The organism is Phytobacter massiliensis JC163, from assembly GCF_000321045.1.
GTDB classification, from domain to species: domain Bacteria; phylum Pseudomonadota; class Gammaproteobacteria; order Enterobacterales; family Enterobacteriaceae; genus Phytobacter_A; species Phytobacter_A massiliensis.
Genome location: NZ_HE578945.1, coordinates 285,741 through 310,550, shown reverse-complemented (window position 1 = coordinate 310,550; position 24,810 = coordinate 285,741). Strand labels below are relative to the sequence as shown.

Sequence of the window (24,810 nt, the reverse complement as noted above, 5' to 3'; positions counted from 1 at the left end):
CCTCTGATTATCTCTGCTGTCGATAGCCCGGATGCGCGTACGCTTATCCGGGCTACCTGAGATTCCCTTAAAAGGGAAAGAGCATGGGGATTAGCAGCACGCACACCACCATGACCAGCACGGTAAACGGCACGCCAACCTTCACGAAATCGCTAAAGGTATAGTTCCCCGGCCCTAATACCAGGGTGTTTACCGGCGAAGAGACCGGTGTCATAAAGGCTGCGGAAGCCGCCATTGCTACGACCATGGCAAAGGGGTATGGCGACACGCCCATTGTTTTCGCCGTCGCCAGCGCAATAGGCGCCATCAGTACCGCCGTCGCGGTATTGGAAATAAACAGGCCGATGGTCGCGCAGAGGACAAACAGGCAGACCAGCATCATGTAAGGCCCGTAGCCGCCGCCAAGCTCCATCAGCCCTTTCACCACCAGATCGACGCCGCCGGTTTTTTGCAGCGCCAGCGCAAAGGGCATCATCCCGACAATCAGAATGATGCTTGGCCAGTGAATGGCTTTGTAGGCGCTTTCGGCGTCCACGCAGCGAAACTTCGCCATTAGCAGACAGGCGATGATGGCGGCGACGGGGTTTGGGATCTCATCGGTAAGCATCAGCGCGACCATCAACACCAGGCAGAAGACCGCATGGGGCGCCTGGCTATGGGCGGGCGATGCCGCGCTCTCTTCAATGGGCATATTGAGCACCAGAAACTCCCGCCCCTTCTGGCCAAGCTGGCTTATCAGCTTCCAGTTCCCTACCACCAGCAGAATATCGCCAAGCTGGAGCGGCTCGTCGACCACCACCCCCGACATGGCTTCGCCGTCGCGTTTTAAGCCCACGACATTCAGCCCGTAACGGCTGCGAAAACCAATTTCACGCACGGTTTTGCCCAGCAGTTCCGTTTCCGGGATCGGCGACACCTCGGCCATGCCGACATCCAGCGCCTGGTCGGAAAAGTACTCGCCGCGCAGAATCATCGGCTCCAGCAGCTGTTCCGCGCAGAACTCGCGCAGATCGACATCCGCCGCGGACATATCAATCAGCAGCACATCCCGGGCGCGGAACTCAGAAACCCCGTTAACATTCACGATCACGCGGCGAAAGCGACGCCAGCGCTCCACGCCGATAACATTCGCGCCGTAGCGTTCACGCAGCTTGAGATCGTCAAGCCGCTGGCCTATCAGCGGCGAGCCGGGGCGAATAGCCAGCCGACGGGCGCGGCCGGTGAGGCGATACTCTTTAATCAGATCGCGAAAGGTGCGCCGCTTCCAGCCGTCGCGCGGGTCGAGCGCTTTCTCGCCCCTGAACATAAAGCGCATCAGCAGCATATAGACAATGCCCATCAGCAGGATCACCACCCCGAGCGGCGTGACGCTAAAAAAGCCGAACCCGGCAAGCCCTTCGCGCAGCAGCTCACTGTTGACCACCATGTTGGGAGGCGTGGCCACCAGCGTCATCATGCCGCTGATCAGACCGGCGAAACTGAGGGGCATCATCAGGCGAGAGGGAGAGATCTGCATGCGCATGGAGACGCTAAGCACGACGGGAATAAAGATAGCAACGACGCCGGTGGAGCTCATAAACGCCCCCAGGCTTGCCACGGTGAGCATCAGCAGGACCAGCATTTTTATTTCGCTGCTGCCCGCCATTTTTACCAGCCACGCGCCCATGCTGGTCGCCACGCCGGTACGCACCAGCCCGTCGCCGATAATAAACAGGGCGGCAATCAGCACCACGTTAGGATCGCTAAAGCCCGCCAGCGCCTCCGACAGGCTTAGCGTGCCGCTGAGCACAAAAGCGACGATGACGAGCAACGCCACGGCGTCCATACGGACTTTACCCGTCGCAAACAGAACCACGGCTATCGCCAGCAGGCATAACACCCAGATAAGCTCACCGTTCACAACTTTTCCTTGTTTGATAAATGATGGCCGATCTTGCCATAAAAAAACCCCGCCGGAGCGGGGCTAAATCATGTGTTCACGCTTTTCTGTGGATCACAGCATCGCCGTTGGGGCTTTTTTCAACGCTTATCTCATCAAGGCGTGAGAGGACAAAATCCACTTCATCGAGCCGGGGCGCGTCAGCGGGCACATTAACCGCGATGACATGGCAACCGGCGGCCAGCCCGGAGAGCACCCCCGCCGCGGCATCTTCAACCACCACGCACGCCTCAGGCGCCAGACCCAGCAGCTTCGCCCCCAGCAGGTAGGCGTCGGGCTCGGGTTTGCCGCGCTGCACCTGCTCAGCGGTGACAAACACTTCCGGAGAAGGCAGCCCCGCCGCGCGATGGCGGGCATGCGCCACCGGAATTGAGCCCGAGGTGACAATGGCCCAGGGGATGTTGAGCGCGTTGAGGTGGTTCAGCAGTTCGACAGCGCCCGGGAGCGCCTCAACGCCGTCGGTGTCCGTTGCTTCGATCTGTTCCAGGCGGGTAAACTCCGCCGCAATTTCCGCCTCAGAGCTGCCGGCCATAAAGTGGCGCAGCGAGGTGATAGCCTGTTTACCGTGGATAAAATTCAGCACGTCATCATGGGAGATGCCGAAGCGATCGGCCCAGCTACACCAGGAGCGCTCAACCACCGGCAGAGAGTTCACCAGGGTACCGTCAAGATCAAATAAGAAACCTTTGCACTGCACGCGAGGCTCCTTACGCATTGATGATCTGGTTGATTTCGTTGGCGCTGAGATGGTACTGGCGCGGGCATGAATGCCAGACGTTCAGCATACGCTGATACTTGTCCCACATCGGGGTCTGGGCATTAAAACCATGGGTGCCCGCGTCGAAATGGGTATAACGCCCTTCGGTGTTGACCATAAAGCGTACATAGCCCAGATAGCGCGCTTCAGTCGCGGCGTCAAAACCGAGGAAGGTCACCCGGCGCTCATCAATAGCCTGTGCATCTTTGAGGTTGGCCCAGGAGACATGAAGCGCATGGTACATCTCCATAATGTCGATGACGGTGCGGCAGGTTTCCTCTTTCAGCTCGCCGAATTCGCGGTCCAGTTCGCGCATTTGCAGACCATAGCCGCGCTCCACAATCGTCTGCAGCCGACGATAACGCTCCGCATTTTCCGGGTCCATCATGGTCATCATCTTGTACTGATTCGACAAAATCAGTCGTTGGGCATTGGTCATATCCATCATTCAGCTCCTGTGGCACGTCGGTGCAATAAAAAGAGGCACATAATTTATGTGCCTTCTTTTATATGCGTATTCGAGGGGCAATTACAAATCATCAAGGAAAGTTTTATCGAGTTGTTTGAAGGCGCGCTTAAGCGTGTCAGCCAGCGCCTGGTAATCCGGCTTGCCCTCTACGGGTGCCAGCGCCTGCCCTGCCTCCTGAAGTTTGCCGCGAACTTCATAAAACCAGTGAAGTATCGACGGCGGCAGCGGCGTGACCGAGCGTTTCCCCAGCCACCACAAGCCTTGCAGCGGCAGGCTCAGGGCAAACAGGGCGGTGGCGACCGCCGGGCCAAGCTGCCCGCCTAACGCCACCTGCCAGCAGAGGGTGAAGGCGGCCACGGGCGGCATAAAACGGATCGCATAGCGCGTGGCGCGAATAGTGCGGTTTTCAATAAACAGCGGAGCGAGGCGTTTTTCCATGGGCCAGGTGTTGGCGTAATGTTGCCCCCGGCGAAATAATCCAAAGAAACCTACGGGGCTTTTTTCGGGAGTGGACATGGGCTTACCTCAACTTCACATATAAAAATTAAAATAATTGTGCAAAACAACAACTGGACCTGGCAACGTTAAAATTTTTTGTCAAACCCACACGGTATCGGGTATCCTGTGCCTGCCTTAACAGGCCGTAGACGAAATCTGAACGCTCGTCAACTTTACAGCCCATTATGCCACTGACGGAAATTTGAGCAAAATGGCGTAAAATCTTATGTATTCTTTTCATGATGCCAGAAAATTGCGCTGGCATGATGTTAATCATAAATGTCAGCGTCATCATGCGTTACGCTCAACGACTCACTGACGTTTTTTTAGCCACGTATCAATAATAGGTACTTCCATGTCGAGTAAGTTAGTACTGGTTCTGAACTGCGGTAGCTCCTCACTGAAATTTGCCATCATCGATGCCGTAAACGGTGAAGAGTACCTCTCTGGTTTAGCCGAATGTTTCCATCTTCCCGAAGCACGCATCAAATGGAAAATGGACGGTGGTAAACAAGAAGCGGCTTTAGGTGCAGGCGCCGCTCACAGTGAAGCACTGAACTTTATCGTTAACACTATTCTGGCACAAAAACCAGAACTCTCCGCACAACTCACGGCGATCGGTCACCGTATCGTCCACGGCGGCGAAAAATACACCAGCTCCGTTGTTATCGACGAGTCCGTTATTCAGGGCATTAAAGATGCAGCCCCGTTTGCGCCGCTGCACAACCCTGCTCACCTGATCGGTATCGCAGAAGCGCTGAAATCCTTCCCGAATCTGAAAGACAAGAACGTCGCCGTGTTCGACACCGCGTTCCATCAGACCATGCCGGAAGAATCTTACCTCTATGCCCTGCCGTATAAACTGTACAAAGAACATGGCGTACGTCGCTACGGCGCGCACGGCACCAGCCACTTCTATGTCACTCAGGAAGCGGCGAAAGTTCTGAACAAACCGGTTGAAGAGCTGAACATCATTACCTGCCATCTGGGTAACGGCGGTTCTGTTTCCGCTATCCGCAACGGTAAATGCGTTGACACCTCTATGGGTCTGACCCCGCTGGAAGGTCTGGTCATGGGCACCCGTTCTGGCGATATCGACCCGGCCATCATTTTCCATCTGCACGACACGCTGGGCATGAGCGTTGAGTCTATCAACAAATTGCTGACCAAAGAGTCTGGTCTGCTGGGCCTGACCGAAGTCACCAGCGACTGCCGTTATGTAGAAGATAACTACAAAGACAAAGAAGACGCCAAACGCGCGATGGACGTTTACTGCCACCGTCTGGCGAAATACATCGGCTCTTACACTGCGCTGATGGAAGGCCGTCTGGATGCGGTTATCTTCACCGGCGGTATCGGCGAAAACGCCGCGATGGTGCGCGAGCTCTCCCTGGGCAAACTGGGCGTGCTGGGCTTCGAAGTTGATCACGAACGTAACCTGGCCGCCCGTTTCGGCAATTCAGGTTTCATCAACAAAGAAGGCACCCGTCCGGCTATCGTTATCCCAACTAACGAAGAGCTGGTCATCGCACAAGACGCGAGCCGTCTGACCGCCTGATAACACACCGCCAGCCTAGCTGGCGGTGCTGTTTTGTCACTCGCCAAACAAAGAGGATAAACCGTGTCCCGTATTATTATGCTGATCCCTACCGGAACCAGCGTCGGCCTGACCAGCGTCAGCCTCGGCGTGATCCGCGCTATGGAACGCAAAGGCGTTCGTCTGAGCGTCTTTAAACCTATCGCCCAGCCGCGCGCTGGCGGCGATGCGCCTGACCAGACCACCACCATCGTGCGCGCCAATTCCGGCCTGCCTGCGGCAGAACCGTTGAAGATGAGCCACGTTGAGTCGCTGCTCTCCAGCAACCAGAAAGACGTGCTGATGGAAGAGATCATCGCGCGCTATCACGAAAACAGCAAAGATGCTGAGGTCGTGCTGGTTGAAGGTCTGGTGCCGACCCGTAAACATCAGTTTGCACAGTCCCTGAACTTCGAAATCGCGAAAACGCTGAATGCGGAAATCGTGTTTGTGATGTCTCAGGGCACCGATACGCCGGAACAGCTGAAAGAGCGTATCGAACTGACCCGCAGCAGCTTCGGCGGCGCGAAAAACAGCAACGTCACCGGTGTTATCGTCAACAAGCTGAACGCCCCGGTAGATGAGCAGGGTCGTACTCGCCCTGACCTGTCTGAAATTTTCGATGACTCCACCAAAGCGAAAGTTATCCATGTCGATCCGGCGCAGCTGCAAGCCACCAGCCCGCTGCCTGTTCTGGGCGCGGTGCCGTGGAGCTTCGACCTGATCGCCACCCGCGCGATCGATATGGCGCGCCACCTGAACGCCACCGTTATCAACGAAGGCGATATCAACACCCGCCGCGTGAAATCAGTGACCTTCTGCGCGCGCAGCATTCCGCATATGCTGGAGCACTTCCGTGCCGGTTCTCTGCTGGTGACCTCCGCTGACCGTCCTGACGTACTGGTAGCCGCCTGCCTGGCCGCCATGAACGGTGTAGAGATCGGCGCTATCCTGCTGACCGGCGGCTATGAAATGGACGCCCGCGTCAGCAAGCTGTGCGAACGCGCGTTCGCCACCGGCCTGCCGGTGTTCATGGTCAACACCAACACCTGGCAGACCTCGCTGAGCCTGCAGAGCTTCAACCTGGAAGTGCCGGTTGACGACCACGAGCGTATCGAGAAAGTTCAGGAATATGTCGCAAGCTACATCAATGCTGACTGGATTGAGTCGCTGACCGCGACCTCCGAGCGCAGCCGTCGTCTCTCTCCGCCAGCGTTCCGTTACCAGCTGACCGAGCTGGCGCGCAAAGCGGGCAAACGCGTTGTGCTGCCGGAAGGCGACGAACCGCGTACCGTGAAAGCGGCCGCTATCTGTGCTCAACGTGGCATCGCCACCTGTGTGCTGCTGGGTAACCCGGATGAGATCAACCGCGTTGCCGCGGCGCAAGGCGTTGAGCTGGGCGCGGGTATCGAAATCGTTGACCCGGAAGTAGTACGCGAAAGCTATGTTGCGCGTCTGGTTGAACTGCGTAAAAACAAAGGCATGACCGAAGCCGTTGCCCGTGAGCAGCTGGAAGACAACGTCGTGCTGGGTACGCTGATGCTGGAGCAGGACGAAGTTGACGGTCTGGTTTCCGGTGCGGTTCACACCACCGCGAACACCATCCGTCCGCCGCTGCAGCTGATCAAAACTGCGCCGGGCAGCTCGCTGGTCTCCTCGGTGTTCTTCATGCTGCTGCCTGAACAGGTTTACGTTTACGGCGACTGCGCGATCAACCCGGATCCGACCGCTGAACAGCTGGCTGAAATCGCTATCCAGTCTGCGGATTCCGCTATCGCCTTCGGTATCGAACCGCGCGTAGCAATGCTCTCCTACTCCACCGGGACTTCCGGCGCGGGTAGCGACGTTGAGAAAGTGCGTGAAGCAACCCAGCTGGCACAGCAGAAACGCCCGGATCTGGTCATCGATGGCCCGCTGCAGTATGACGCCGCCGTTATGGCTGACGTGGCGAAATCCAAAGCGCCGAACTCGCCGGTTGCTGGCCGCGCCACCGTGTTCATCTTCCCGGATCTGAACACCGGTAACACCACGTACAAAGCGGTGCAGCGTTCTGCCGACCTGATCTCCATCGGGCCGATGCTGCAGGGCATGCGCAAGCCGGTTAACGACCTGTCCCGCGGCGCGCTGGTTGACGATATCGTCTACACCATCGCACTGACTGCGATTCAGGCCACCCAGCAGTAATTGCTGGCTGCCGTTTTTTCCCGGATGCGGCTTTGCCTTATCCGGGCTACCGAACCGCAGCACCCGGTTTTGACCTGACCGCTTAAAAGCCCCTGACGGGGCTTTTTTATTCGCTGAGTGAAAACACCTTTCCACGCGGCACAAAAGGCAGCCGGTGCCCCTGCGGCAACAGCCACGCGTGTTCCATAGCCACAGTGACATGCTCCTCACAGAAACCGTCGGTAATCACCAGCACCGGCCCACCACGCGGAAAATCGCCGCGCAGCGCCAGCGCATTCAGCAGCTCAACGCCAGGTTGTAACACCGTTCCGCCCCGGCCTTGTAATGTAAAATGGTGAACCAGATCTTCAGGCCGCACCCATCCGCGATCGTAGGCGCGAGCATCGCAGCAGATAAAACGTACAGCAAAAACATCGCGCGAAAGCGCGTAGCTGGCAATCGCGCCCAGCGCTTTCCCCAGCAGTTTCGGGTCCATGGAGCCAGACGTATCCAGCACGACGCCAAAGACCCGTGAACATAGCTCCTCATCGCTCGGCTTTTTTTATCGCCGCCCGGGGAATATCGGGCGTCGCACTCTGTCGCCGCGACGGGCGGGCATAAGATCGATGCCGTTCCGGCGGCGGAAAATGTTCATCAAACCACTCCGCAAGAGCCACATCCCAGGGAACAGGAGGCTGCGCCAGACTTCGGATCTCCTCAATCAGCCCTGCGGGCAGCGTGCCGCGCGTGGTACCGTAAAGGCAGCGATCCATCCCCTGCCACAGCGCCCGTCGGCAGTATGCCTCCGCATCGGTAAAACGGCGGTCGTGATCTTCACCGATGATATCGCCACCGGCGCGTCCGCGCAGGGTGATAAGCTTACGCGCCTTACGCATATCCTGTGCCAGATCGTCGTAAATCTCTTCGGCGGACATACCTGAAAACCGGGCGTCATAAAGCAGGCCAATAGCAGGCGGCGCGCCAATCTGCATCTCAATAAGCCAGTCGTTAATAATAAAATCACAGGCGACGTTCCATAGCTCAGCATCACGTCCCCGGCGGCGGGAAGCATGGTTAAGACCGGCATGCAGCAGCTCATGGGCAAAAACGAAAAGCATTTCCGCAGGCTTAAGATGCGCGGCGGGGTTAATCCAGATTTTCCCCACCCCGACATCAATAGCCGCGACGGCAATGTCATACTGGCTACACAGCTGCGCGTCCTCTTCAATATCAAAGCTGGCAGCGAGCGCCCCGAGCAGCGGGTAGAGCGTCATAATCTGTCGGCGCGTTTTTTGCGCCAGGGTCAGCCGCCGAGGGCTGTTGTCCGTTTTAAGACTGTACCCGCCCACCTTTTCCAGCGCATCGCTTACGCTGTTACTGAGCCCTTCTGCCAGTAATTCCTGCCATGTGACACCGTAAGGATGAGAGGGTTTGTCATAGATAAAGTAATTCCCGCCGCCGCCATAAAGTGCACGCCACTGTAACAGTTCGCGCGGCACGCCCTCCTCGGTTAACTGGCGAAACAGGACTTCGGGATCGGTGTTACTGCCCTCCGGGAAGGGAAAGGATTGCAGCTCGTCGGGCAGCGGGCCAATTTTTAACGCTTCGCAAAAACGCATGCAGGCAATTAATACCGCAAGCTCCCACTGCTCGCCCGGCTCACGTGGGGTTATATAACCAAACCCCAGCGCAACCAGCGACTGGGCTATCATCCTCGCCCACTGTTCCGGACGCGCGTGCCGTTTCGCATTCAGCCACAGGTGGCCCTGATTATTAACCGCCAGCCAGCCGCGCGATGAAACGTAGCTGTGGTCATTATCATGGCGGTAATAAATATGGTTAAACAGCGGCGAAAAAAGCGCATGCTTTTTGATTATCTCAAGCCCTGCCTGGCACGCCTCCAGGGCCGGGTTGCGTCCCGCTTTTCGCGTCATCGTTTACCCCCTGGTCGCCAGACGCGGAAGATCGCGTGCGACCTCCAGCAAAAACCAGGCCGGTAATTTTTTACCGTTTTCATCTTCGCTCATGACTGACTGGGCAATTTCAACGCTGATTCGCGCCAGCGATTTCAGCGCATCTTTGGCGCGTATCGCCAGCTGCTTATGCTCGCCGCGCAGCGATTTTTCGTTGTCCGGCAGCTCTTTATAGAGATGGGCACGGAAGGACTGAGCGAGAAAGTAAAGCACGTCGCGGTCAGCAGGATCTTCCGGCCAGCTGGCATCGCCTTTTAAGATGGCCGTAACGGTATGTTTCTGCCGTATCTGTTTGATAAAACCTTTGAAACTGCCCGCATGGGAAGGCGTCAACAGGCCGTAGATCAGTGCTTCAAGCATCTCGTCGCGGATCTCTTCACCAAAGGAGTGCAGCGCATCGGAAAGCATATGCCAGCTGCGTGGGGTTGAGAAAGGCTCCTCGTGTTTCGGCGGCTCGTTCCAGAGCTGATCGGGACGCAACTGGATATACTGTACGACCCAGGGGTGAATGCCTGCGGCGTTGATCGCCCAGTTCAGCCACTGGCGGTGATCCGCCCGCAGATGCACATGAACCATGCGGTTGATAAGCGCAGAGGGCATGGGTTTAACAATGGCGGCGTCTTTCGCGCGGTTCCCCGCGCCAATCACAATAGTCCCTTCCGGCAGGCGATACTCACCAATTCTTTGTTCAAGAATTAAGGAGTAGAAGGCTTTCTGGATTTCATGAGATGAGGCGTTGAGTTCATCAAGAAACAGCACGAAGGGCTGGTCGCGCACAATATTTGCGGGTGGGAAAAAACGAGAACAGGCGCCGTCAATTTGGGGTATCCCCAACAAATCCTCTGGCGCAAGCTGGCTTCCGAGCAATGAAACGCACTCCATTCCTACTTCATCAGCAAACCGTTTCACCAGCGCACTTTTACCGATACCCGGCGCACCCCATAAAAAACGGGGCGGGTAATGGCCACGTTAAGCAGAAAATCGAAGGTGTCGTCCGGCGTAAGCTGAATAGCTGAAAGCATAAAAATTCCTTTTTTACTGAATTTAGAGAAACCTTCCAAATTACTCGATAAAAAAATTCCTGCCAGAAATTTTTTTACAGACATAAAAAACCAGCCCCCTTGCGGCAGGCTGGTTTTTTGACGGCGGCGAACAGCGTTACTCGGTCTCTTCGGCCTTTTCCAGGTGGTTACTGGCGTTGCGGCTCATCCACAGCGCCAGCGCTTTTAACGAATCCGGGGTAAATTCATCGCAGCGGGCGGTTATCTCAACCGGGGTCATCCAGAACACCTCGCTCACCTCGTCTTCCTGCAGGGCAAACGGGCCGTGGGAAACGCAGCTGAACAGCCCGCCCCAGACGCGGCAGTGCTCATCTTCGAAATAGAACACGCCATGCTCGGCAAACGGCACGCCGGCAATGCCCAGCTCCTCTTCCGCTTCGCGGCGGGCGGAATCAAGCAGCACTTCGTCTGCCTGCACCACGCCCCCTGCGGTGGCATCCAGCATGCCCGGCATGAAGTCTTTATTTTCCGTGCGGCGCTGCACCAGAATTTTACCCATGCCGTCATGAACAACGATATAAGTCGCGCGATGACGCAGACACTGCGCGCGCATTTGCTGGCGGGTCGCCTGTGCTATGACCTCATTGTCTTCGCTGACAATATCCACCCACTCCGTGCCCGTTAATTGATTCTGTTCCACCATCAAAAATGTCTCGTCATGGCGCTCTTATGGCGCGTTTTTGGTGAAGGGTAAATTACGGATTAATCGCCACCTGCGCAATAACCCGATGATCATTCAGTGCCATTACGCGAAGCATGCCCTCTTCCAGCATGCCATAGCTTGCAGCGAAGCCCCCTTTCGGGATACTCACCGAGCCGGGATTGAAATGGAAAATATCGCCCTGCCGCTGCGCCACGGGCAGATGAGTATGACCATAGACCAGCACATCGTTCTGCGCCAGCGGCGGCAGATTATCCGGGCTGAACAGGTGACCGTGGGTCAAAAAGAGCCGCTGCCCCGGCAGCAGCACCTGCTGCCAGGGGGCGGAAAGAGGAAAAGTCAGCAGCATCTGATCCACTTCGCTGTCGCAGTTGCCGCGTACCGCGATGATACGCGCCGCCTGTTCATTTAGCCGCTGCGCCACCTCCGCCGGGGCGTAGCCTTCCGGCAGGGCATTGCGCGGCCCGTGGTTGAGAATATCGCCTAACAAAACCAGCCACTGCGCGCCGCTGCGGGCAAAATGCGCCAGCACCTGCTCCGTCGCAGGCAGCGAGCCGTGTATATCCGAGGCAAACATCAGTTTCATCACCGCACCTCACGTTAAACCAAACGGCGCATGATACCGCAAGCGGCGACGTAACTCAGCCCTCGCGCTTTGCCGAGAGTGCGACATAACGCTGTATTGAAGAGCGCTGCCACTGAAACGCGGCATATTCCGCCAGCTGCTCCGGCACCGGATCGCCATTCATTACCAACCTGTTGAGCATTAACGCCAGGTCGGCGTCGGCGATAGACCATTCGCCAAACAGGTTCTGATGGCCGTGGGCGAGCAGATGGCTGGCCTGGGCGAAGAGCTTTTCCGCGCTCTGCCTGGCTTTCTCTGACAACGGCGCGCCCTTCGCCGCCCCGAAGATAATATCGGTGGGGCGCTCTTCGCGGATGGGCATCAGGTCGCTGCGGATCCACGCCTGAATCTGCCTGGCGCGGGCGCGCTTCTGCCTGTCATGAGGGTAAATACGCTCATATTCCGGCGGCGCAAAACACTCTTCCAGATATTCGGTAATCGCGGATGATTCGCTCAGTTCGAAGCCGTCAATCTCCAGCACCGGTACACGGCGCGTCAGATGATACCCCTGCCAGCCCGCCTGTTGATGTTCACCCCGATCAAGGTCGATGGTTTTCAGGGTAAAGGGCAGCCCTTTCTCCTGGAGCGCCACGTAAACGGACATCACATAGGGGGAAAAATAGTTCGCGTCAGACCATAACGTTATTGCTGTTTCGCTCATAACACCCTCACATCGGTTTTTTTAACAAAATATAACGTCCCGCTTTTCCTGTCACTTGATGAAAACTCACGGCGTCGGGAGCACCTATACTATCAGGGACGTCATCGCGATGCGGGAGAGCCCATGATCGATCTCTTTTACGCCCCAACCCCTAACGGTCAAAAAATTATTCTGTTTCTGGAGGAAGCCGAGCTGGCCTGGCGGCTTATTCGGGTGGATATCAGTAAAGGCGAGCAGTTCCGCCCCGATTTTCTTGCCATTTCCCCTAATAATAAAATCCCGGCGATTATCGATCGCGCGCCGGTAGACGGCGGCGCGCCGATTAATCTGTTTGAATCAGGCGCCATTTTGCTCTACCTGGCGGAAAAAACGGGCAAGCTTCTGAGCGGCGAACTGCGCGAGCGCCACACAACGCTGCAGTGGCTGTTCTGGCAGGTGGGCGGCCTGGGCCCAATGCTTGGCCAGAATCACCATTTTAACCACTTTGCGCCGCAGCCTGTGCCCTATGCCATCGAGCGTTATCAGGTGGAGACGCAGCGTCTGTACAGCGTGCTCAATAAACGGCTTGAAACGTCGCCCTGGCTTGCCGGCGAACACTACAGTATTGCCGATATTGCCGCCTGGCCGTGGATTAACGCCCACCAGCGGCAACGCGTTACCCTGGAAAACTACCCGGCGGTAAACAACTGGTACGAGCGTATCCGCAACCGTCCGGCGACCGTGAGCGCCTTCGCTAAGACCCAGCAAATCTGAATTTCTCGCGGTGCTTCCTCGTGTATCATGAGGCGATTTTTACAGGGAGGAAGCCCGCGATGTCACAACCCGACGCCATAATTCGTATTAAAAATCTGCGCCTGCGCACGTTTATCGGCATAAAAGAAGAGGAGATAGCCAACCGCCAGGATATTGTCATTAATGTCGTGGTCCACTACCCGGCAGAAAAAGCCAGAGCCAGTGAAGATATTAACGACGCGCTAAACTACCGCACCCTGACTAAAAATATTATTCGTCATGTGGAAAGCAATCGCTTTTCATTACTGGAAAAATTGACGCAGGATGTGCTGGATATCGCGTGCGGCCATCACTGGGTGACCCGGGCCGAAGTGGAAATAGATAAACTTTATGCATTACGCTATGCCGACTCGGTATCGATGACCATGAGCTGGCAGCGTTAGCGCAACCCTGGAGAGTGCATGAATATTCTGATGACCGGTGGCACAGGCCTGATTGGCAGCTATCTTATTCCCCGTTTGCAGAAGCTGGGCCACGACGTCACCGTGGTAGCCCGCGATCTGGATAAGGCGCGCAAAAAGCTGAACGGTCACGTGGCGTTATTGGGCGGGCTGGACGGTATGCAAAACCTCAACGCTTGCGACGCGGTGATTAACCTTGCGGGTGAACCGATTGCAGACAAGCGCTGGAGCGATGAACAGAAGAAGCGGTTGTGCCATAGCCGCTGGGACATCACCCAGCGGCTGGTGGACCTTATCAAGTCCAGCGATAACCCGCCTGCCGTGCTTATTTCCGGTTCCGCCATCGGCTACTATGGCGATACCGGGGACGCGGTAGTAACCGAAGAGGAGACGCCGCACCGGGAGTTCACCCACGAAATCTGCGCCCGCTGGGAGCAGATCGCCTGCGAGGCGCAGAGCGACCGTACGCGGGTATGCCTGCTGCGCACCGGCATTGTGCTGGCGCCCACAGGCGGCGCGCTGGGCAAAATGCTGCCGCTGTTTCGCGTCGGCCTTGGCGGGCCGGTAGGCAGCGGGCATCAGTATCTTTCATGGATCCACATTGATGACATGGCGAACGCGGTCATCTGGCTGTTAAATAACGACCTGCGCGGGCCGTTTAATATGGTGTCGCCCTACCCGGCGCAAAACGAGCAGTTTGCGCACGCCCTTGGCCATGCCCTGCATCGCCCGGCGGTGATGCATGTCCCCGCCGCTACCGTGCGGCTGATGATGGGCGAATCCGCCACGCTGGTGCTCGGCGGGCAGCGGGCGCTGCCGAAACGGCTGGAGGCCTCCGGCTTTGCCTTTCGCTGGTTCGATTTAGAAGAGGCGTTAAAAGATGTGGTGGGGTAACCCACCCTTTTTAAGGTGTGTTCTCTCTGCGCTGCGCTGTTAAGCTATAACGCTGTTTTGCCTTTAGCGACATGATTGATGCTGACAACCGCACGCCTTACGCTTCGCCCGTTTATCGAATCTGACTGGCCGTTTTTTCTCTCGCTGCGTCAGAATCCGCAAATTATGCGATTTATGGCCGATATCGCCAGTGAAGCGCAGATCCGCGCGCTGTTTTCCGCGCGTCTGAATGACGCTAACGCGCTGGTGATCTGTGACAAACAGGGCACGCTACTGGGTGATATTGGGCTGCACATCAGCGCGCAACACCCGCAGGAGGCCGACGTGGGTTACGCTATCGCCCCTTTCGCGCAAGGCAAAGGGGTTGCCAGCGAAGCGCTGCGGGCGCTGTGCGAATACGCTTTTTCCTGCACGGCGGTCACGGCGCTCAACGCCTGGGTAGTGACGGAAAATAGCGGTTCAGCACGATTACTGGAGAAGCTCGGCTTTACCCTTACCCAAACGCTGGAAAAAGCCCTGCAGATAAAGGGCGTCGACTACGATGACCAGGCCTGGCGGCTGGAAAAAATGCGATAAGGCGCAGCGAGGCTGCGCCTTACGCAAGGTCTACACGCTCTGCTCCGCCTCTTTCGACGCTTGATTCTGGCGCACCCGCTTAGGCTGAGGCACTTTAATGATAAAGGTCAGCACACCGGCAAAGATATAAAGGCCGGTATAAGCCCACACCACCCCGACAATATCAAAGAACGGCAGCAGCGCCGAGGCGATCGCCGGGGCGACAAAATTACTCATCCCGGCTGACAGGTTATAGATAGAGACTGCGGCACCTTTATGATGCGGCTCCAGCGTCGGAAAGACCGCCGTCATCGGCACAAAGGCCGCGACAAAAATCCCCAGCATCACCGCAGGAATCAGCGCCATGGCAAAATTATGCCCGGCATACACCGGCAGGTAGTAAAACGTCAGGCTGGAGACGGCCATTCCCAGGCAGCCAAACCAGCGTACCTGGCGGATCCAGCCGATGTACTCGCCGGTGATGCCCCAGAAAATATTGGTGAAGATGGTAACAAAGAAGAATACCGCCCAGATTTGCAACCATTCAGAGATGGTAAAGCCCAGCCGGTCTACGAACAGCAGCGGCATAACGATGGCAAAACCAAACAGCGACAGCGTGTTGATGATACGAATCAGACAGGCGTAGAAAATGTCGCGGTTAGTAAACAGAATGGTTCCCGCTCTGGACAGCTCCGTCATTTTCTCCCGCAGCGGCAGGTTAACCCGGGAGCGATCCACCGGCACATGGCGCAGGCTGAAAAAGGCCAGCACGCCGCCGCAGCCTACCCAGACAATAGCGAACCACAGCGTGCCCGTCTCGCCGAATACCGGAATAGTCAGGCTCGGCAGGTAGCTACCCACCACGCCGATACCAACTGAATACATGGCCCAGAACCAGCCTGTTGCCGCCGCCAGGTTCGGCCTCGGCAGTACCTGTACCAGCATCAGCATAAAAGAGTAGATAAACATCGGGTAAGCCAGGCCGCGAATGCCATAGAACAGCAGCATCAGCGGATAATTACGCATCCCCAGGCCCATCGACATAAACAGGGCATGCATAATGATCCACATGATAAAACCGATGGTCATCGCCCGCTGGGGGGTAATCAGTTCCGCCACCACGCCTGAGGCCCACGCCGCCAGCGCCGCGGCCAGTCCGTAGAGGGTAAAGACCATAGCCGACTGCGCCGGCGAGAAGCCCATATCGGTTATGTGTTTCGATAAGAAAGCCATTTCAAAGCCATCGCCAGCCATAAAAATCGCGATGGCCACAAATCCCCAGAGCAGTTTTTTTGGTAAGCCAAACCAGTATTCATTAGATTGCATAACAATCTTCCTTATAAGCCGGAGACAGGCCCCGGCGAGGGTACAGAAGCCGGGGCAGAAGGATTAAGGGAGTAACGTGCGCGCTACCTGTTGCTGTTGATAAAGCAGACGGAACAGCGCCAGCCGCTTCGTCAGCCATTCACTGCGCCCGGGCTGCGGCGTAAAGCGCGTGACCACCGGCGGTTTCAGGCACACTTTCGCTTCGTCGCCGCCGTCTGCCAGCCAGGCCAGCCGCGCGGCGCCGAGCGCGCCGGAGGAGCTTGCGGGATGGGTGACCATCGGGATATGCAATACATCGGCAATCAGCTGCGCCCACAGCGGGCTTCTGGCCCCGCCGCCTGTCAGGCTGCACTGGGAAATTGCGGCTTTGCCCAGCACATCAAGACCATCCGCCAGACCAAAAGTGACGCCCTCAATCACCGCATAGCCCAGCAGCGCGCGGCTGGTTTCATGGCGCAGATTAAAGAAGCTTCCTGCCGCCAGCGGGTCGTTATGCGGCGTTCGCTCGCCCGACAGATAAGGCAGGAACACCGGCGCGCGCTTGAGTTCGTCATCCGTCAGCCGGGCAATTTCATCCATCAGTTGGCTTTCGGTTACCGAGAGCAAATTACAGATCCAGCGCAGGCAGCTGGCGGCGCTCAGCATCACGCTCATCTGGTGCCAGCGGCCGGGAAGCGCATGGCAGAAAGCGTGCACGCCGGAGTCAGGGTCTGCCTGCAGGGCATCGTTAACCACGAAAATGACCCCGGAGGTGCCAAGGGAAATAAACGCATCCCCCGGGGCTATCGCGCCAACGCCTACCGCCGACGTGGCGTTATCTCCCCCGCCCCCTGCGACCACCACAGAGGAGCTCAGGCCCCACTCGGTGGCCAGCGCGCTACATAGCGTGCCGCTGGATTCGCTGCCCTCGACCAGCGACGGCATATGGCTGCGGTTGAGATCGGTCATGGCGAGCAGTTCGTCAGACCAGTCGCGCTTCGCCACGTCCAGCCACAGCGTACCCGCAGCGTCGGAAGGATCGCTGACAAACTGGCCGGTTAAGCGCCAGCGCAGATAGTCCTTCGGCAGCAATACCTTCGCTATCCGGCTGAAAACTTCCGGTTCATGTCGCGCCACCCACACCAGCTTCGGCGCAGTGAAGCCGGGCATGATCATATTGCCGCTAATCGCCATCATTTCCGGATGCTGTTCACGCAGCATGGCGCACTCGGCCGCACTGCGGGTGTCATTCCACAGAATGCAGGGCCGCAGCACCTTACCTTCGCCGTCCAGCAGCACCGCGCCGTGCATCTGACCGGACAGGCCAATGGCGCGAATAGCCGCCCACTGCTGCGGATGCTGCTGTCGCAGTTCGGTGACCACCCGGCCGCAGGCCTGCCACCAGTCCTGCGGGTCCTGCTCCGCCCAGTGCGGATGCGGGCGCTGCACCGTCAACGCGGCGTGCGCCGAGGCGACAATTTCCCCCTCGCCGTCGATAAGCAGCGCTTTGAGTTCTGAGGTGCCAATATCAATGCCCAGATACATAACGCCTCCTTATACGGCCGCCAGCTGCGATTCAGGCTGCGTGATCCACTGCTCCAGTTCCGCAACCGTGCGGCGCAGCAGGGCGAGAAATTCCGGGGACTTCGCCAGCCCGGCGAACAGCGCCTCGTCTGCCGCCCATACTGACAGCGGGTCCGGCGTATTAAAGACCGCGCGCAGGGCATCTGGCTGCATTACGCCATCCTGATAGGTATAGGGCAGCGAGCCGTCGGCCCAGCGCTTGAGGAAAAGGAAAAACAGCGCTGGCAGCACGGCGGTGGCGGACGGGGTTTCGCCACGCGTGTAGCAGGCTGTCAGCGTCGGTGTGACCATCCCCGGTATTTTAGAAAGCCCATCGGCGGCGACGCGCTGGTTGGTGTCTTTGATGTAGGGGTTACTAAAGCGCGCCAGCACCACATCACGGTAGTTCGCAAGGTCGAGAGGGCTGGGCGTCAAAGAGGGGATCACATCGCGGGAGACATACTCCCAGGCCATCTGGCGAATCGCGCTCTGGCGGGTGCTCTCGTCAATATAGTTCAGGCCAATCAACGTTCCTGCCCACGCAATGCAGCTGTGGGTGGCGTTAAGGATGCGAATTTTTGCCTCCTCCCACGGCAGCACGGACTCCACCAGCTCTACCCCGACATTTTCCAGCGCCGGGCGGCCATTGATGAAATCATCTTCAATAACCCACTGAATAAAGGATTCGCCCATTACCGGCACCGCGTCTTTTTTGCCGGTCGCCGCCAGTACGCGCTCTGCCACATCCGCCGTCGGGCGCGGGGTAATACGGTCCACCATGGTGTTCGGCGACGTGGTATTTTTCTCGACCCACTGGCGCAGCTCGCTCTCGCCTTTCGCCTGCAGGAAAGAGAGGAAGCCATGGCGGAAGCGTTCGCCGTTGTGGCGAAGGTTATCGCAGTTGAGCAAGGTTACCGGTTCGCCATGCTGCGCAATACGCTGTTTCAGAATGCGGGTCAGCGCGCCATAGAGCGTACGAATTTCCCCGTTCAGGTCGGCCTGAATGTCTGCCTGCTGCGGGTCCAGTTCGTGCTCCGGCGTCAGGTAGTAGCCCCCTTCGGTCACCGTGAAGGCGATAACCCGCGTTTCGGCAGCGGCCCCCTGCTCCACCAGCGCGCTGATGTCGCGGTCCCACGGAAGCACTTTACGAATTGAGGTGATGGTTTCGTACTGGCGCTCCCCTTCCGGCGAGACGGTTTCCAGCACATATTCGCCCTGCTGAGCGGCGAGGTTATTCAGCAACGCGCTGGCATCATCCCGAATATTCCCCAGCGCGATGCTCCAGCGGTCATCGCCCTGCTCTCTCAGTTTGTGCAGATACCACGCCTGATGAGCACGATGAAACGACCCGGCACCAATATGCATCCATACCGCTTTTTTCTCAGACATCATCATCACCTCAATTTGAGCATTTGACATATCAATGGGCTTATGCCCGTTTGTTGTATGTATGTTAGTTGGGAGACGTCCGCGCTTTCTGCGAGGAAACTCACGAAAACAGCATTTGCCCATAAAAATGTCTTTTGCCCATTTTTACCGCCGTGCCGTTTGTGCGTACAATGACGGCAGAAAACGTTGGGGTGATGGAATGACTAAAGAACAGAAAAAACAGGAGCTCGCCGCCCGGGCTGCTTGGATGTATTACGTGGCGGGCCTTACGCAGCAGGACATTGCCTCGGCGCTGGGGCTGTCGCGTCAGGTCGCGCAGCGTCTGATATCAGGCGCGCGTGAAACCGGGATGGTCACCGTCAATATCCGTCATCCGGTTGCCCGCTGTCTGAAACTGGCGCAGGAGCTGGAGAAGAAATATTCCCTGACCCTGACGCGCGTGGTGCCCTCCGCCGGACTTGAGGATGAAGCGGTCCAGCAGATGCTGGCGGTAGAAGGGGCGCAGGTGATGACGCAGTTTATCAGCGAAGAGAAGCCCCAGGTCTTCGGCGTTGGGTCAGGGAAAACGCTGCGCGCGATTATCGACGCGCTGCCCTCGCTGGAGCGCCCCCAGCACCAGTGCGTCTCGATGATTGGCGCTATTGCACGGGATGATTCCGGTACGCGTTACGATGTGCCGCTGAAAATGGCGGAAAAGATGCAGGGCAAATATTTTTTCATTCCGGCCCCGCTGTATGCCGACAGTCCGGCAGATAAAAACAGCTGGTGCCAGCACCAGATTTACCAGCGCGTGGCCGCCAGGGCGTTAAACGCGGACGTGACCTTTCTTGGCATCGGCGAAGTGGGACTCGGCTGCCCGCTCAACGCCGAAGGCTTTATCACCGATGCGCAGGTAAAAGATCTGGAGGCGCAGCAGGTGGCGGGGGAGATGCTCGGCCATTTCTTTAACCACCAGGGGGTGCGGCTGAATTCCGAGCTTGACGCCATGCTGACCAGCGTGCCGCTCACCAGCCATACCGAACGTAACGTCGTAGGCTTCGCCGGCGGGCAGCATAAAATTGCGGCTATTCGCGCGGCGCTGGTTGGCGGATGGATAAACGGGCTGGTAACCGATGAAGATACCGCCCTGACATTACTGACGGACGAAACGGCTACCGGTGAAGACCGGTAGCCTGAGGGCTATTTCAGCGACCCTTTAAGGAACTGCTGCAAACGCGGGCTTTTGGGGTTGCCGAACAGTTCTTCCGGCGCGCCCTCTTCTTCAATTTTGCCCTGGTGAAGGAAAATAACATGGGAAGAGACATGGCGGGCAAAGCCCATCTCGTGGGTCACCACGACCATTGTTTTACCCTCTTCCGCCAGCTGCTGCATGATGCGCAGCACCTCCCCCACCAGTTCCGGGTCGAGCGCGGAGGTTGGCTCGTCAAACAGTAATACTTCCGGTTCCATGGCCAGCGCGCGGGCAATGGAGACACGCTGCTGCTGACCGCCGGAAAGATGCACCGGGTATTTGCCCTGCTGGCGCTCGTCGATACCCACTTTCGCCAGGTATCTTATCGCCCGTTCCCGCGCCTCTTGTTTGCTTAACCCCAGCACCTGAATGGGCGCTTCCATGACGTTTTCCAGCACCGTCATATGGCTCCACAGATTGAAATGCTGAAACACCATGGTCAGGCGGGTACGCAGCAGGCGCAGCTGGTTTTTATCGGCCACCTTAAGCTGGCCGTCCTTGTCCCGCACCAGGCCAATATTCTGTCCGCTCACCACGATCGTCCCTTCACTCGGCTTTTCAAGAAAGTTAATGCAGCGCAGGAAGGTACTCTTACCGGAGCCGGACGAGCCAATAATACTGATCACATCACCGGCGTTAGCCTGTAAAGATACCCCTTTCAGCACTTCGTGTTCGCCGTAGCGCTTATGCAAATCGATGACGTTAAGTTTGTTTTCAGACATTTTTTTCTCAGTGCGTCGAAGGCTTCACATGCTGTAGCCAGCGTTTCTCCGCTTTGCGGAACAGGCTTATCAGGACATAAGAAATTATTAAATAGAGCACCGCCGCAATGCCGAACGCGGTAAACGGCTGGTAAGTGGCGGAGTTAATATCACGGGCGATTTTAAGCAGATCCGGCACCGTGGCGGTAAAGGCCAGCGCGGTAGAGTGGAGCATTAAAATCACTTCGTTGCTGTAGGCTGGCAGCGCGATACGCAACGCCGACGGCAAAATAATGCAGCGGTACAGCTTCACGGACGAGAAGCCATAGGCGCGGGCGGCTTCTATTTCACCGTGGGGGACCGAACGAATAGCACCGGCAAAAATCTCGGTAGTGTAGGCGCAGGTATTCAGCGTCAGCGCCAGCACCGTACAGTTCAGGCCGCTACGGAAAAAGGCGTTGAGCAGTTCGGTGCCTTTGACTATCTCCAGGGTGTACATCCCGGAGTAAAAGACCAGCAGCTGCACATAGAGCGGCGTACCGCGGAAAATATAGGTAAACAGCCAGATGGGAAAGCGAATGAATCTGTTGCTGGAGACGCGGCCAATGGCGAGGAACAGCGCCAGAATCCCCCCCATGACCACCGAGGAGATCAACAGCCACAGCGTGATCGCCACGCCGGTAAAACGATAACCGTCGGTCCACAGCAGGGATTGCCAGTACTGCTGAATAATCTCAATCACAGGTCAGCCCTCTTCACACCCACGGAGTAGCGGCGTTCAAGAAGCAGCAGTACACCATTGGAGACAGTGGTAAATACCAGGTAAATCAGGCCGCAGACCACGGCGAAATAAAACGGCTCCCAGGTGCTTTTTCCGGCAAGCTGGGTGGCCTTGACCACATCTTCCAGCCCCAGCAGCGACACCAGCGCGGTTGCTTTCAGGATCACCTGCCAGTTATTGCCGATGCCCGGTAGCGCATAGCGCATCATAGCCGGAAAGAGAATGCGGCGAAAAGTTTGCGATGCGGTGAAACCAAAGGCGGTTGCGGCCTCAATATGCCCTTTTGGCACCGCCATGTATGCGCCGCGAAAGGTTTCGGTAAAGTAGGCGCCGTAAATAAAGCCGAGCGTGATAATGCCCGCTACCATCGGATCGATATCAAGCTGATCCATACCGATCATGTCGGTCAGGCCGTTCAGGGCAATTTGCAGTCCGTAAAAGATAAGCAGCATCAGCACCAGATCGGGCACGCCGCGGATCAGTGTGGTGTAGCCTTCAAAAATTAATGCCAGCGGGCGATTTCTGGAGAGCTTCGCCCCCGCACCGGCCAGGCCAATCAGCACCGCCAGTATCACCGAGCTGATAGCCAGCTCCAGCGTAACCAGCGCGCCCTGGAATATTACTTGAGAAAACCCGTACAGCATGCAGCCTGTCCTGTCTTAGAGTGCGTCTGCCGCGTCTCTTCCCCTCCCGCAGCGGGAGGGGTCGCGCGTTAAACACGTGGGGTGTTAACCACCATACACATCAAAATCAAAATACTTTTTCGCCAGCTTCTCGTAAGTTCCGTCAGCGCGCATGTCGGCGAAGGCTTTATTCAGCGCCTCGCGCAGCTCAACGTCATCTTTCCGCAGGCCCATACCGGTGCCGACGCCAAACAGCTTCTCGTCTTTGATGGACGGTCCGCCAAATTTGTAGTCTTTACCCATCGCCGTTTTCAGGAAGCCTTCGCTGGCGGCCACTTCATCCTGGAAGGCGGCATCGATGCGGCCAGCCGTCAGGTCAGAATAGATATTATCCTGCCCCTGATAGGAGACAATTTCGATACCCTGCGGCGCCCAGTGCTCGTTACCGTAGGTCTCCTGGGTGGTGCCCTGCAGCACGCCGATACGCTTGCCTTTCAGCTTCGCCAGGTCAGGGACGACATCAGAATCTTTTGCCACCACCAGGCGGGAATCCGCGGCGTAGAGCTTGTCGGTAAAGGCGATCTCCTGCTGACGTTTTTCAGTAATTGACAGGGATGACATGATGGCATCGATTTTTTTCGCTTTCAGCGAAGGGATCAGCGCATCCAGCGGGTTTTCAACGAATACGCACTGGGTTTTAATACGCTGGCACAGCTCTTTCGCCAGATCGATATCAAAACCCACCAGCTCACCCTGGGCATTTTTCGATTCAAAGGGAGCATAAGTGGGATCGGTGCCGATACGAAGTTTTTGCGGAATTGCTGCGAATGCGCTGGAAACGCTGGAGAAAGCGAGTACCAGAGAAAGTGATAAAACCAGTTTTTTCATCATTATCCTCAACAGTCTGTCTTTTCTAAGGGATTTATTAAGAATACGGTGTCGCTATCGTGCCATTAGATGCCCCGGCAAGGCAAAGCATTCTGCCCTGTCGACGCCTTTTTTTGCATATATTCTGCTTAATTATGCACCGTTGCGCCAGAATGGTGCATCGACCGCACCATTCTGGCACATCACCCCTGCCGCTGCACCATGATGAAAATCCCACGCTGGCGCACCGGTTACCCTTACAGACAGGCTGTCTTAATCACCGTAGACGTTAAAGTCGAAATATTTCTTCGCCATTTTGTCGTAGGTGCCATCTTTACGCAGTTCGTCAAAGGCCTTATCAAATGCCGCTTTCAGCTCGGTATCGTCCTTACGCAGGCCAATACCGGTACCGTCGCCAAAGTATTTTTTGTCTTTTACCGACGGGCCGGCAAAAGCAAACTCTTTCCCGGCAGGCTGTTTGAGGAAGCCTTCGCTGGCGGCAACTTCATCCTGGAAAGCCGCGTCCAGACGACCTGCCGCCAGATCAGAGTAGATCAGATCCTGGTTCTGATAGGCCACCACGTCCACGCCTTTGCTGCGCCAGTTATCGTTGGCATAGCCTTCCTGAGTGGAGCCCTGCAGAACGCCGACGTGTTTGCCTTTCAGGGAATCAATAGTCGGCTGAATCGGCGAGCCTTTCGTCGCAATCAGGCGTGAATCCGCAGCGTAGAGCTTCTCTGAGAAGGCGATCTCCTGCTGGCGTTTTTCGGTAATAGAGAGAGAAGAGATGATCGCGTCGATTTTCTTCGCTTTCAAAGAGGGGATCAGGGCGTCGAAATCGCTGCCTACCCAGGTGCATTTCACCTGCATGCGCTTGCACATTTCATTACCCAGATCGATATCAAAACCGACAAACTCCCCTTTCGCATCTTTAGAAGAGAAAGGCGCGTAGGTTGCGTCCGTGCCGATGCGCACAGTCTGCGGAAGCGCTGCGTAAACGCTGGATGCCGCAGACAGCCCCAACAGTAAAGACAGAGCAATAACCGTCTTCTTCATACAATACCCTCAAGTGTTCTGTTTTTTATGGTGTGCGTTGTGTGTTGCTACTTACTCTCTTGCATGTCTTACTTGCATGTCTTATGCCAGGTTGAAAATCCTGAGGCTTGCTCAATTTTGTTAACAAAACGTTGCAAGTTATTCCATTGAGTGAAAGATAGCACCCCGGCAGAACGAACCAGAGCGTTAAGGGGTGAAAAGGAAGATTAAATGTTGAGGATATGATCGCGGTTACAAAAATGCCCTAAAAAAGGGCATCAGACCAAATC

At 56.8% G+C, this 24,810-nt stretch carries 25 protein-coding genes; 7 read left to right on the top strand and 18 right to left on the bottom strand.

What is annotated here, in order from left to right:
- Positions 1-67: 67 nt before the first annotated feature.
- The 4 genes from ENTHG_RS01730 to yfbV all read right to left on the bottom strand — a co-directional run bounded on the left by ENTHG_RS01730 (position 68) and on the right by yfbV (position 3,681).
- The gene (locus ENTHG_RS01730; RefSeq protein ID WP_044172808.1) at positions 68-1,900 is read right to left on the bottom strand and encodes an SLC13 family permease; all 1,833 of its coding nucleotides are present in this window, start codon (positions 1,898-1,900) and stop codon (positions 68-70) included.
- Positions 1,901-1,976: 76 nt separating this feature from the next.
- On the bottom strand, positions 1,977-2,654 hold the full coding sequence (locus ENTHG_RS01725) for a sugar phosphatase (RefSeq protein ID WP_106403174.1): 678 nt from the start codon (positions 2,652-2,654) through the stop codon (positions 1,977-1,979).
- Entirely contained in the window at positions 2,647-3,141 is a 495-nt protein-coding gene (locus tag ENTHG_RS01720) for a YfbU family protein (protein WP_044172803.1), read from the bottom strand. The genes ENTHG_RS01725 and ENTHG_RS01720 overlap by 8 nt, the downstream gene beginning before the upstream one ends.
- A gap of 84 nt (positions 3,142-3,225) precedes the next feature.
- The gene (gene yfbV / locus ENTHG_RS01715; protein WP_044172802.1) at positions 3,226-3,681 is read right to left on the bottom strand and encodes a terminus macrodomain insulation protein YfbV; all 456 of its coding nucleotides are present in this window, start codon (positions 3,679-3,681) and stop codon (positions 3,226-3,228) included.
- A 337-nt stretch (positions 3,682-4,018) separates the two neighbouring features.
- Here yfbV and ackA point away from each other — a divergent pair, with 337 nt between their 5' ends.
- On the top strand, positions 4,019-5,221 hold the full coding sequence (ackA, locus tag ENTHG_RS01710) for an acetate kinase (protein ID WP_044172799.1): 1,203 nt from the start codon (positions 4,019-4,021) through the stop codon (positions 5,219-5,221).
- A 63-nt stretch (positions 5,222-5,284) separates the two neighbouring features.
- Positions 5,285-7,423: a phosphate acetyltransferase gene (gene pta / locus ENTHG_RS01705; protein WP_044172797.1), complete on the top strand. Its 2,139-nt coding sequence runs from the start codon at positions 5,285-5,287 to the stop codon at positions 7,421-7,423.
- A gap of 106 nt (positions 7,424-7,529) precedes the next feature.
- On the opposite strand, the gene ENTHG_RS24670 is transcribed toward pta, so the two are convergent.
- The 6 genes from ENTHG_RS24670 to yfcF all read right to left on the bottom strand — a co-directional run bounded on the left by ENTHG_RS24670 (position 7,530) and on the right by yfcF (position 12,383).
- Positions 7,530-7,919, bottom strand: a complete 390-nt coding sequence (locus tag ENTHG_RS24670) for a VWA-like domain-containing protein (protein ID WP_052332660.1) — start codon at positions 7,917-7,919, stop codon at positions 7,530-7,532.
- A gap of 28 nt (positions 7,920-7,947) precedes the next feature.
- Positions 7,948-9,336, bottom strand: coding sequence for a vWA domain-containing protein (locus ENTHG_RS01700; RefSeq protein WP_052332659.1), 1,389 nt, complete (start codon positions 9,334-9,336; stop codon positions 7,948-7,950).
- Positions 9,337-9,339: 3 nt separating this feature from the next.
- Positions 9,340-10,284 (bottom strand): P-loop NTPase family protein, encoded by a 945-nt coding sequence (locus ENTHG_RS01695; RefSeq protein ID WP_202595290.1) that lies wholly within the window; start codon positions 10,282-10,284, stop codon positions 9,340-9,342.
- Between the two features lie 249 nt (positions 10,285-10,533).
- The gene (yfcD, locus tag ENTHG_RS01690) at positions 10,534-11,079 is read right to left on the bottom strand and encodes an NUDIX hydrolase YfcD (RefSeq protein ID WP_044172794.1); all 546 of its coding nucleotides are present in this window, start codon (positions 11,077-11,079) and stop codon (positions 10,534-10,536) included.
- Between the two features lie 52 nt (positions 11,080-11,131).
- The gene (yfcE, locus tag ENTHG_RS01685) at positions 11,132-11,683 is read right to left on the bottom strand and encodes a phosphodiesterase (RefSeq protein ID WP_044172792.1); all 552 of its coding nucleotides are present in this window, start codon (positions 11,681-11,683) and stop codon (positions 11,132-11,134) included.
- Between the two features lie 55 nt (positions 11,684-11,738).
- Complete coding sequence (gene yfcF, locus ENTHG_RS01680; RefSeq protein WP_044172790.1) at positions 11,739-12,383, bottom strand: glutathione transferase; 645 nt, start codon at positions 12,381-12,383, stop codon at positions 11,739-11,741.
- Between the two features lie 123 nt (positions 12,384-12,506).
- Between yfcF and yfcG the strand changes: the two genes are divergently transcribed.
- The 4 genes from yfcG (at position 12,507) to ENTHG_RS01660 (ending at position 15,046) form a co-directional block, all read left to right on the top strand.
- Positions 12,507-13,136 carry a GSH-dependent disulfide bond oxidoreductase gene (gene yfcG / locus ENTHG_RS01675; protein ID WP_044172788.1) on the top strand — a complete coding sequence of 210 codons (630 nt, stop codon included), beginning with the start codon at positions 12,507-12,509 and terminating at the stop codon, positions 13,134-13,136.
- A gap of 59 nt (positions 13,137-13,195) precedes the next feature.
- On the top strand, positions 13,196-13,558 hold the full coding sequence (gene folX, locus ENTHG_RS01670; RefSeq protein WP_044172785.1) for a dihydroneopterin triphosphate 2'-epimerase: 363 nt from the start codon (positions 13,196-13,198) through the stop codon (positions 13,556-13,558).
- A gap of 18 nt (positions 13,559-13,576) precedes the next feature.
- The gene (locus ENTHG_RS01665) at positions 13,577-14,470 is read left to right on the top strand and encodes a TIGR01777 family oxidoreductase (protein WP_044172783.1); all 894 of its coding nucleotides are present in this window, start codon (positions 13,577-13,579) and stop codon (positions 14,468-14,470) included.
- 78 nt (positions 14,471-14,548) lie between these two features.
- A complete protein-coding gene (locus ENTHG_RS01660) occupies positions 14,549-15,046 on the top strand; it encodes a GNAT family N-acetyltransferase (protein ID WP_044172781.1) in 498 nt (165 codons plus the stop codon).
- Positions 15,047-15,076: 30 nt separating this feature from the next.
- Here ENTHG_RS01660 and ENTHG_RS01655 read toward each other — a convergent pair whose 3' ends face one another.
- The 3 genes from ENTHG_RS01655 to dalD all read right to left on the bottom strand — a co-directional run bounded on the left by ENTHG_RS01655 (position 15,077) and on the right by dalD (position 19,285).
- Positions 15,077-16,351 carry an MFS transporter gene (locus ENTHG_RS01655; protein ID WP_044172778.1) on the bottom strand — a complete coding sequence of 425 codons (1,275 nt, stop codon included), beginning with the start codon at positions 16,349-16,351 and terminating at the stop codon, positions 15,077-15,079.
- Between the two features lie 63 nt (positions 16,352-16,414).
- The gene (xylB, locus tag ENTHG_RS01650) at positions 16,415-17,875 is read right to left on the bottom strand and encodes a xylulokinase (protein ID WP_044172775.1); all 1,461 of its coding nucleotides are present in this window, start codon (positions 17,873-17,875) and stop codon (positions 16,415-16,417) included.
- Positions 17,876-17,884: 9 nt separating this feature from the next.
- On the bottom strand, positions 17,885-19,285 hold the full coding sequence (gene dalD, locus ENTHG_RS01645; protein WP_489884334.1) for a D-arabinitol 4-dehydrogenase: 1,401 nt from the start codon (positions 19,283-19,285) through the stop codon (positions 17,885-17,887).
- A gap of 196 nt (positions 19,286-19,481) precedes the next feature.
- On the opposite strand from dalD, the gene ENTHG_RS01640 reads away from it, so the two are divergent.
- Complete coding sequence (locus ENTHG_RS01640; RefSeq protein WP_044172772.1) at positions 19,482-20,453, top strand: sugar-binding transcriptional regulator; 972 nt, start codon at positions 19,482-19,484, stop codon at positions 20,451-20,453.
- An 8-nt stretch (positions 20,454-20,461) separates the two neighbouring features.
- Here the strand turns inward: ENTHG_RS01640 and hisP are convergent, their stop codons facing one another.
- The 5 genes from hisP to argT form a co-directional block, all read right to left on the bottom strand.
- The gene (gene hisP / locus ENTHG_RS01635; RefSeq protein WP_044172770.1) at positions 20,462-21,235 is read right to left on the bottom strand and encodes a histidine ABC transporter ATP-binding protein HisP; all 774 of its coding nucleotides are present in this window, start codon (positions 21,233-21,235) and stop codon (positions 20,462-20,464) included.
- A gap of 7 nt (positions 21,236-21,242) precedes the next feature.
- A complete protein-coding gene (gene hisM, locus ENTHG_RS01630; RefSeq protein ID WP_044172768.1) occupies positions 21,243-21,956 on the bottom strand; it encodes a histidine ABC transporter permease HisM in 714 nt (237 codons plus the stop codon).
- Positions 21,953-22,639, bottom strand: a complete 687-nt coding sequence (locus ENTHG_RS01625) for a histidine ABC transporter permease HisQ (protein WP_044172766.1) — start codon at positions 22,637-22,639, stop codon at positions 21,953-21,955. The genes hisM and ENTHG_RS01625 overlap by 4 nt, the downstream gene beginning before the upstream one ends.
- Positions 22,640-22,723: 84 nt before the next feature.
- Entirely contained in the window at positions 22,724-23,506 is a 783-nt protein-coding gene (hisJ, locus tag ENTHG_RS01620) for a histidine ABC transporter substrate-binding protein HisJ (RefSeq protein ID WP_044172763.1), read from the bottom strand.
- A 252-nt stretch (positions 23,507-23,758) separates the two neighbouring features.
- The gene (gene argT / locus ENTHG_RS01615) at positions 23,759-24,541 is read right to left on the bottom strand and encodes a lysine/arginine/ornithine ABC transporter substrate-binding protein ArgT (protein WP_044172760.1); all 783 of its coding nucleotides are present in this window, start codon (positions 24,539-24,541) and stop codon (positions 23,759-23,761) included.
- Positions 24,542-24,810: the final 269 nt, after the last annotated feature.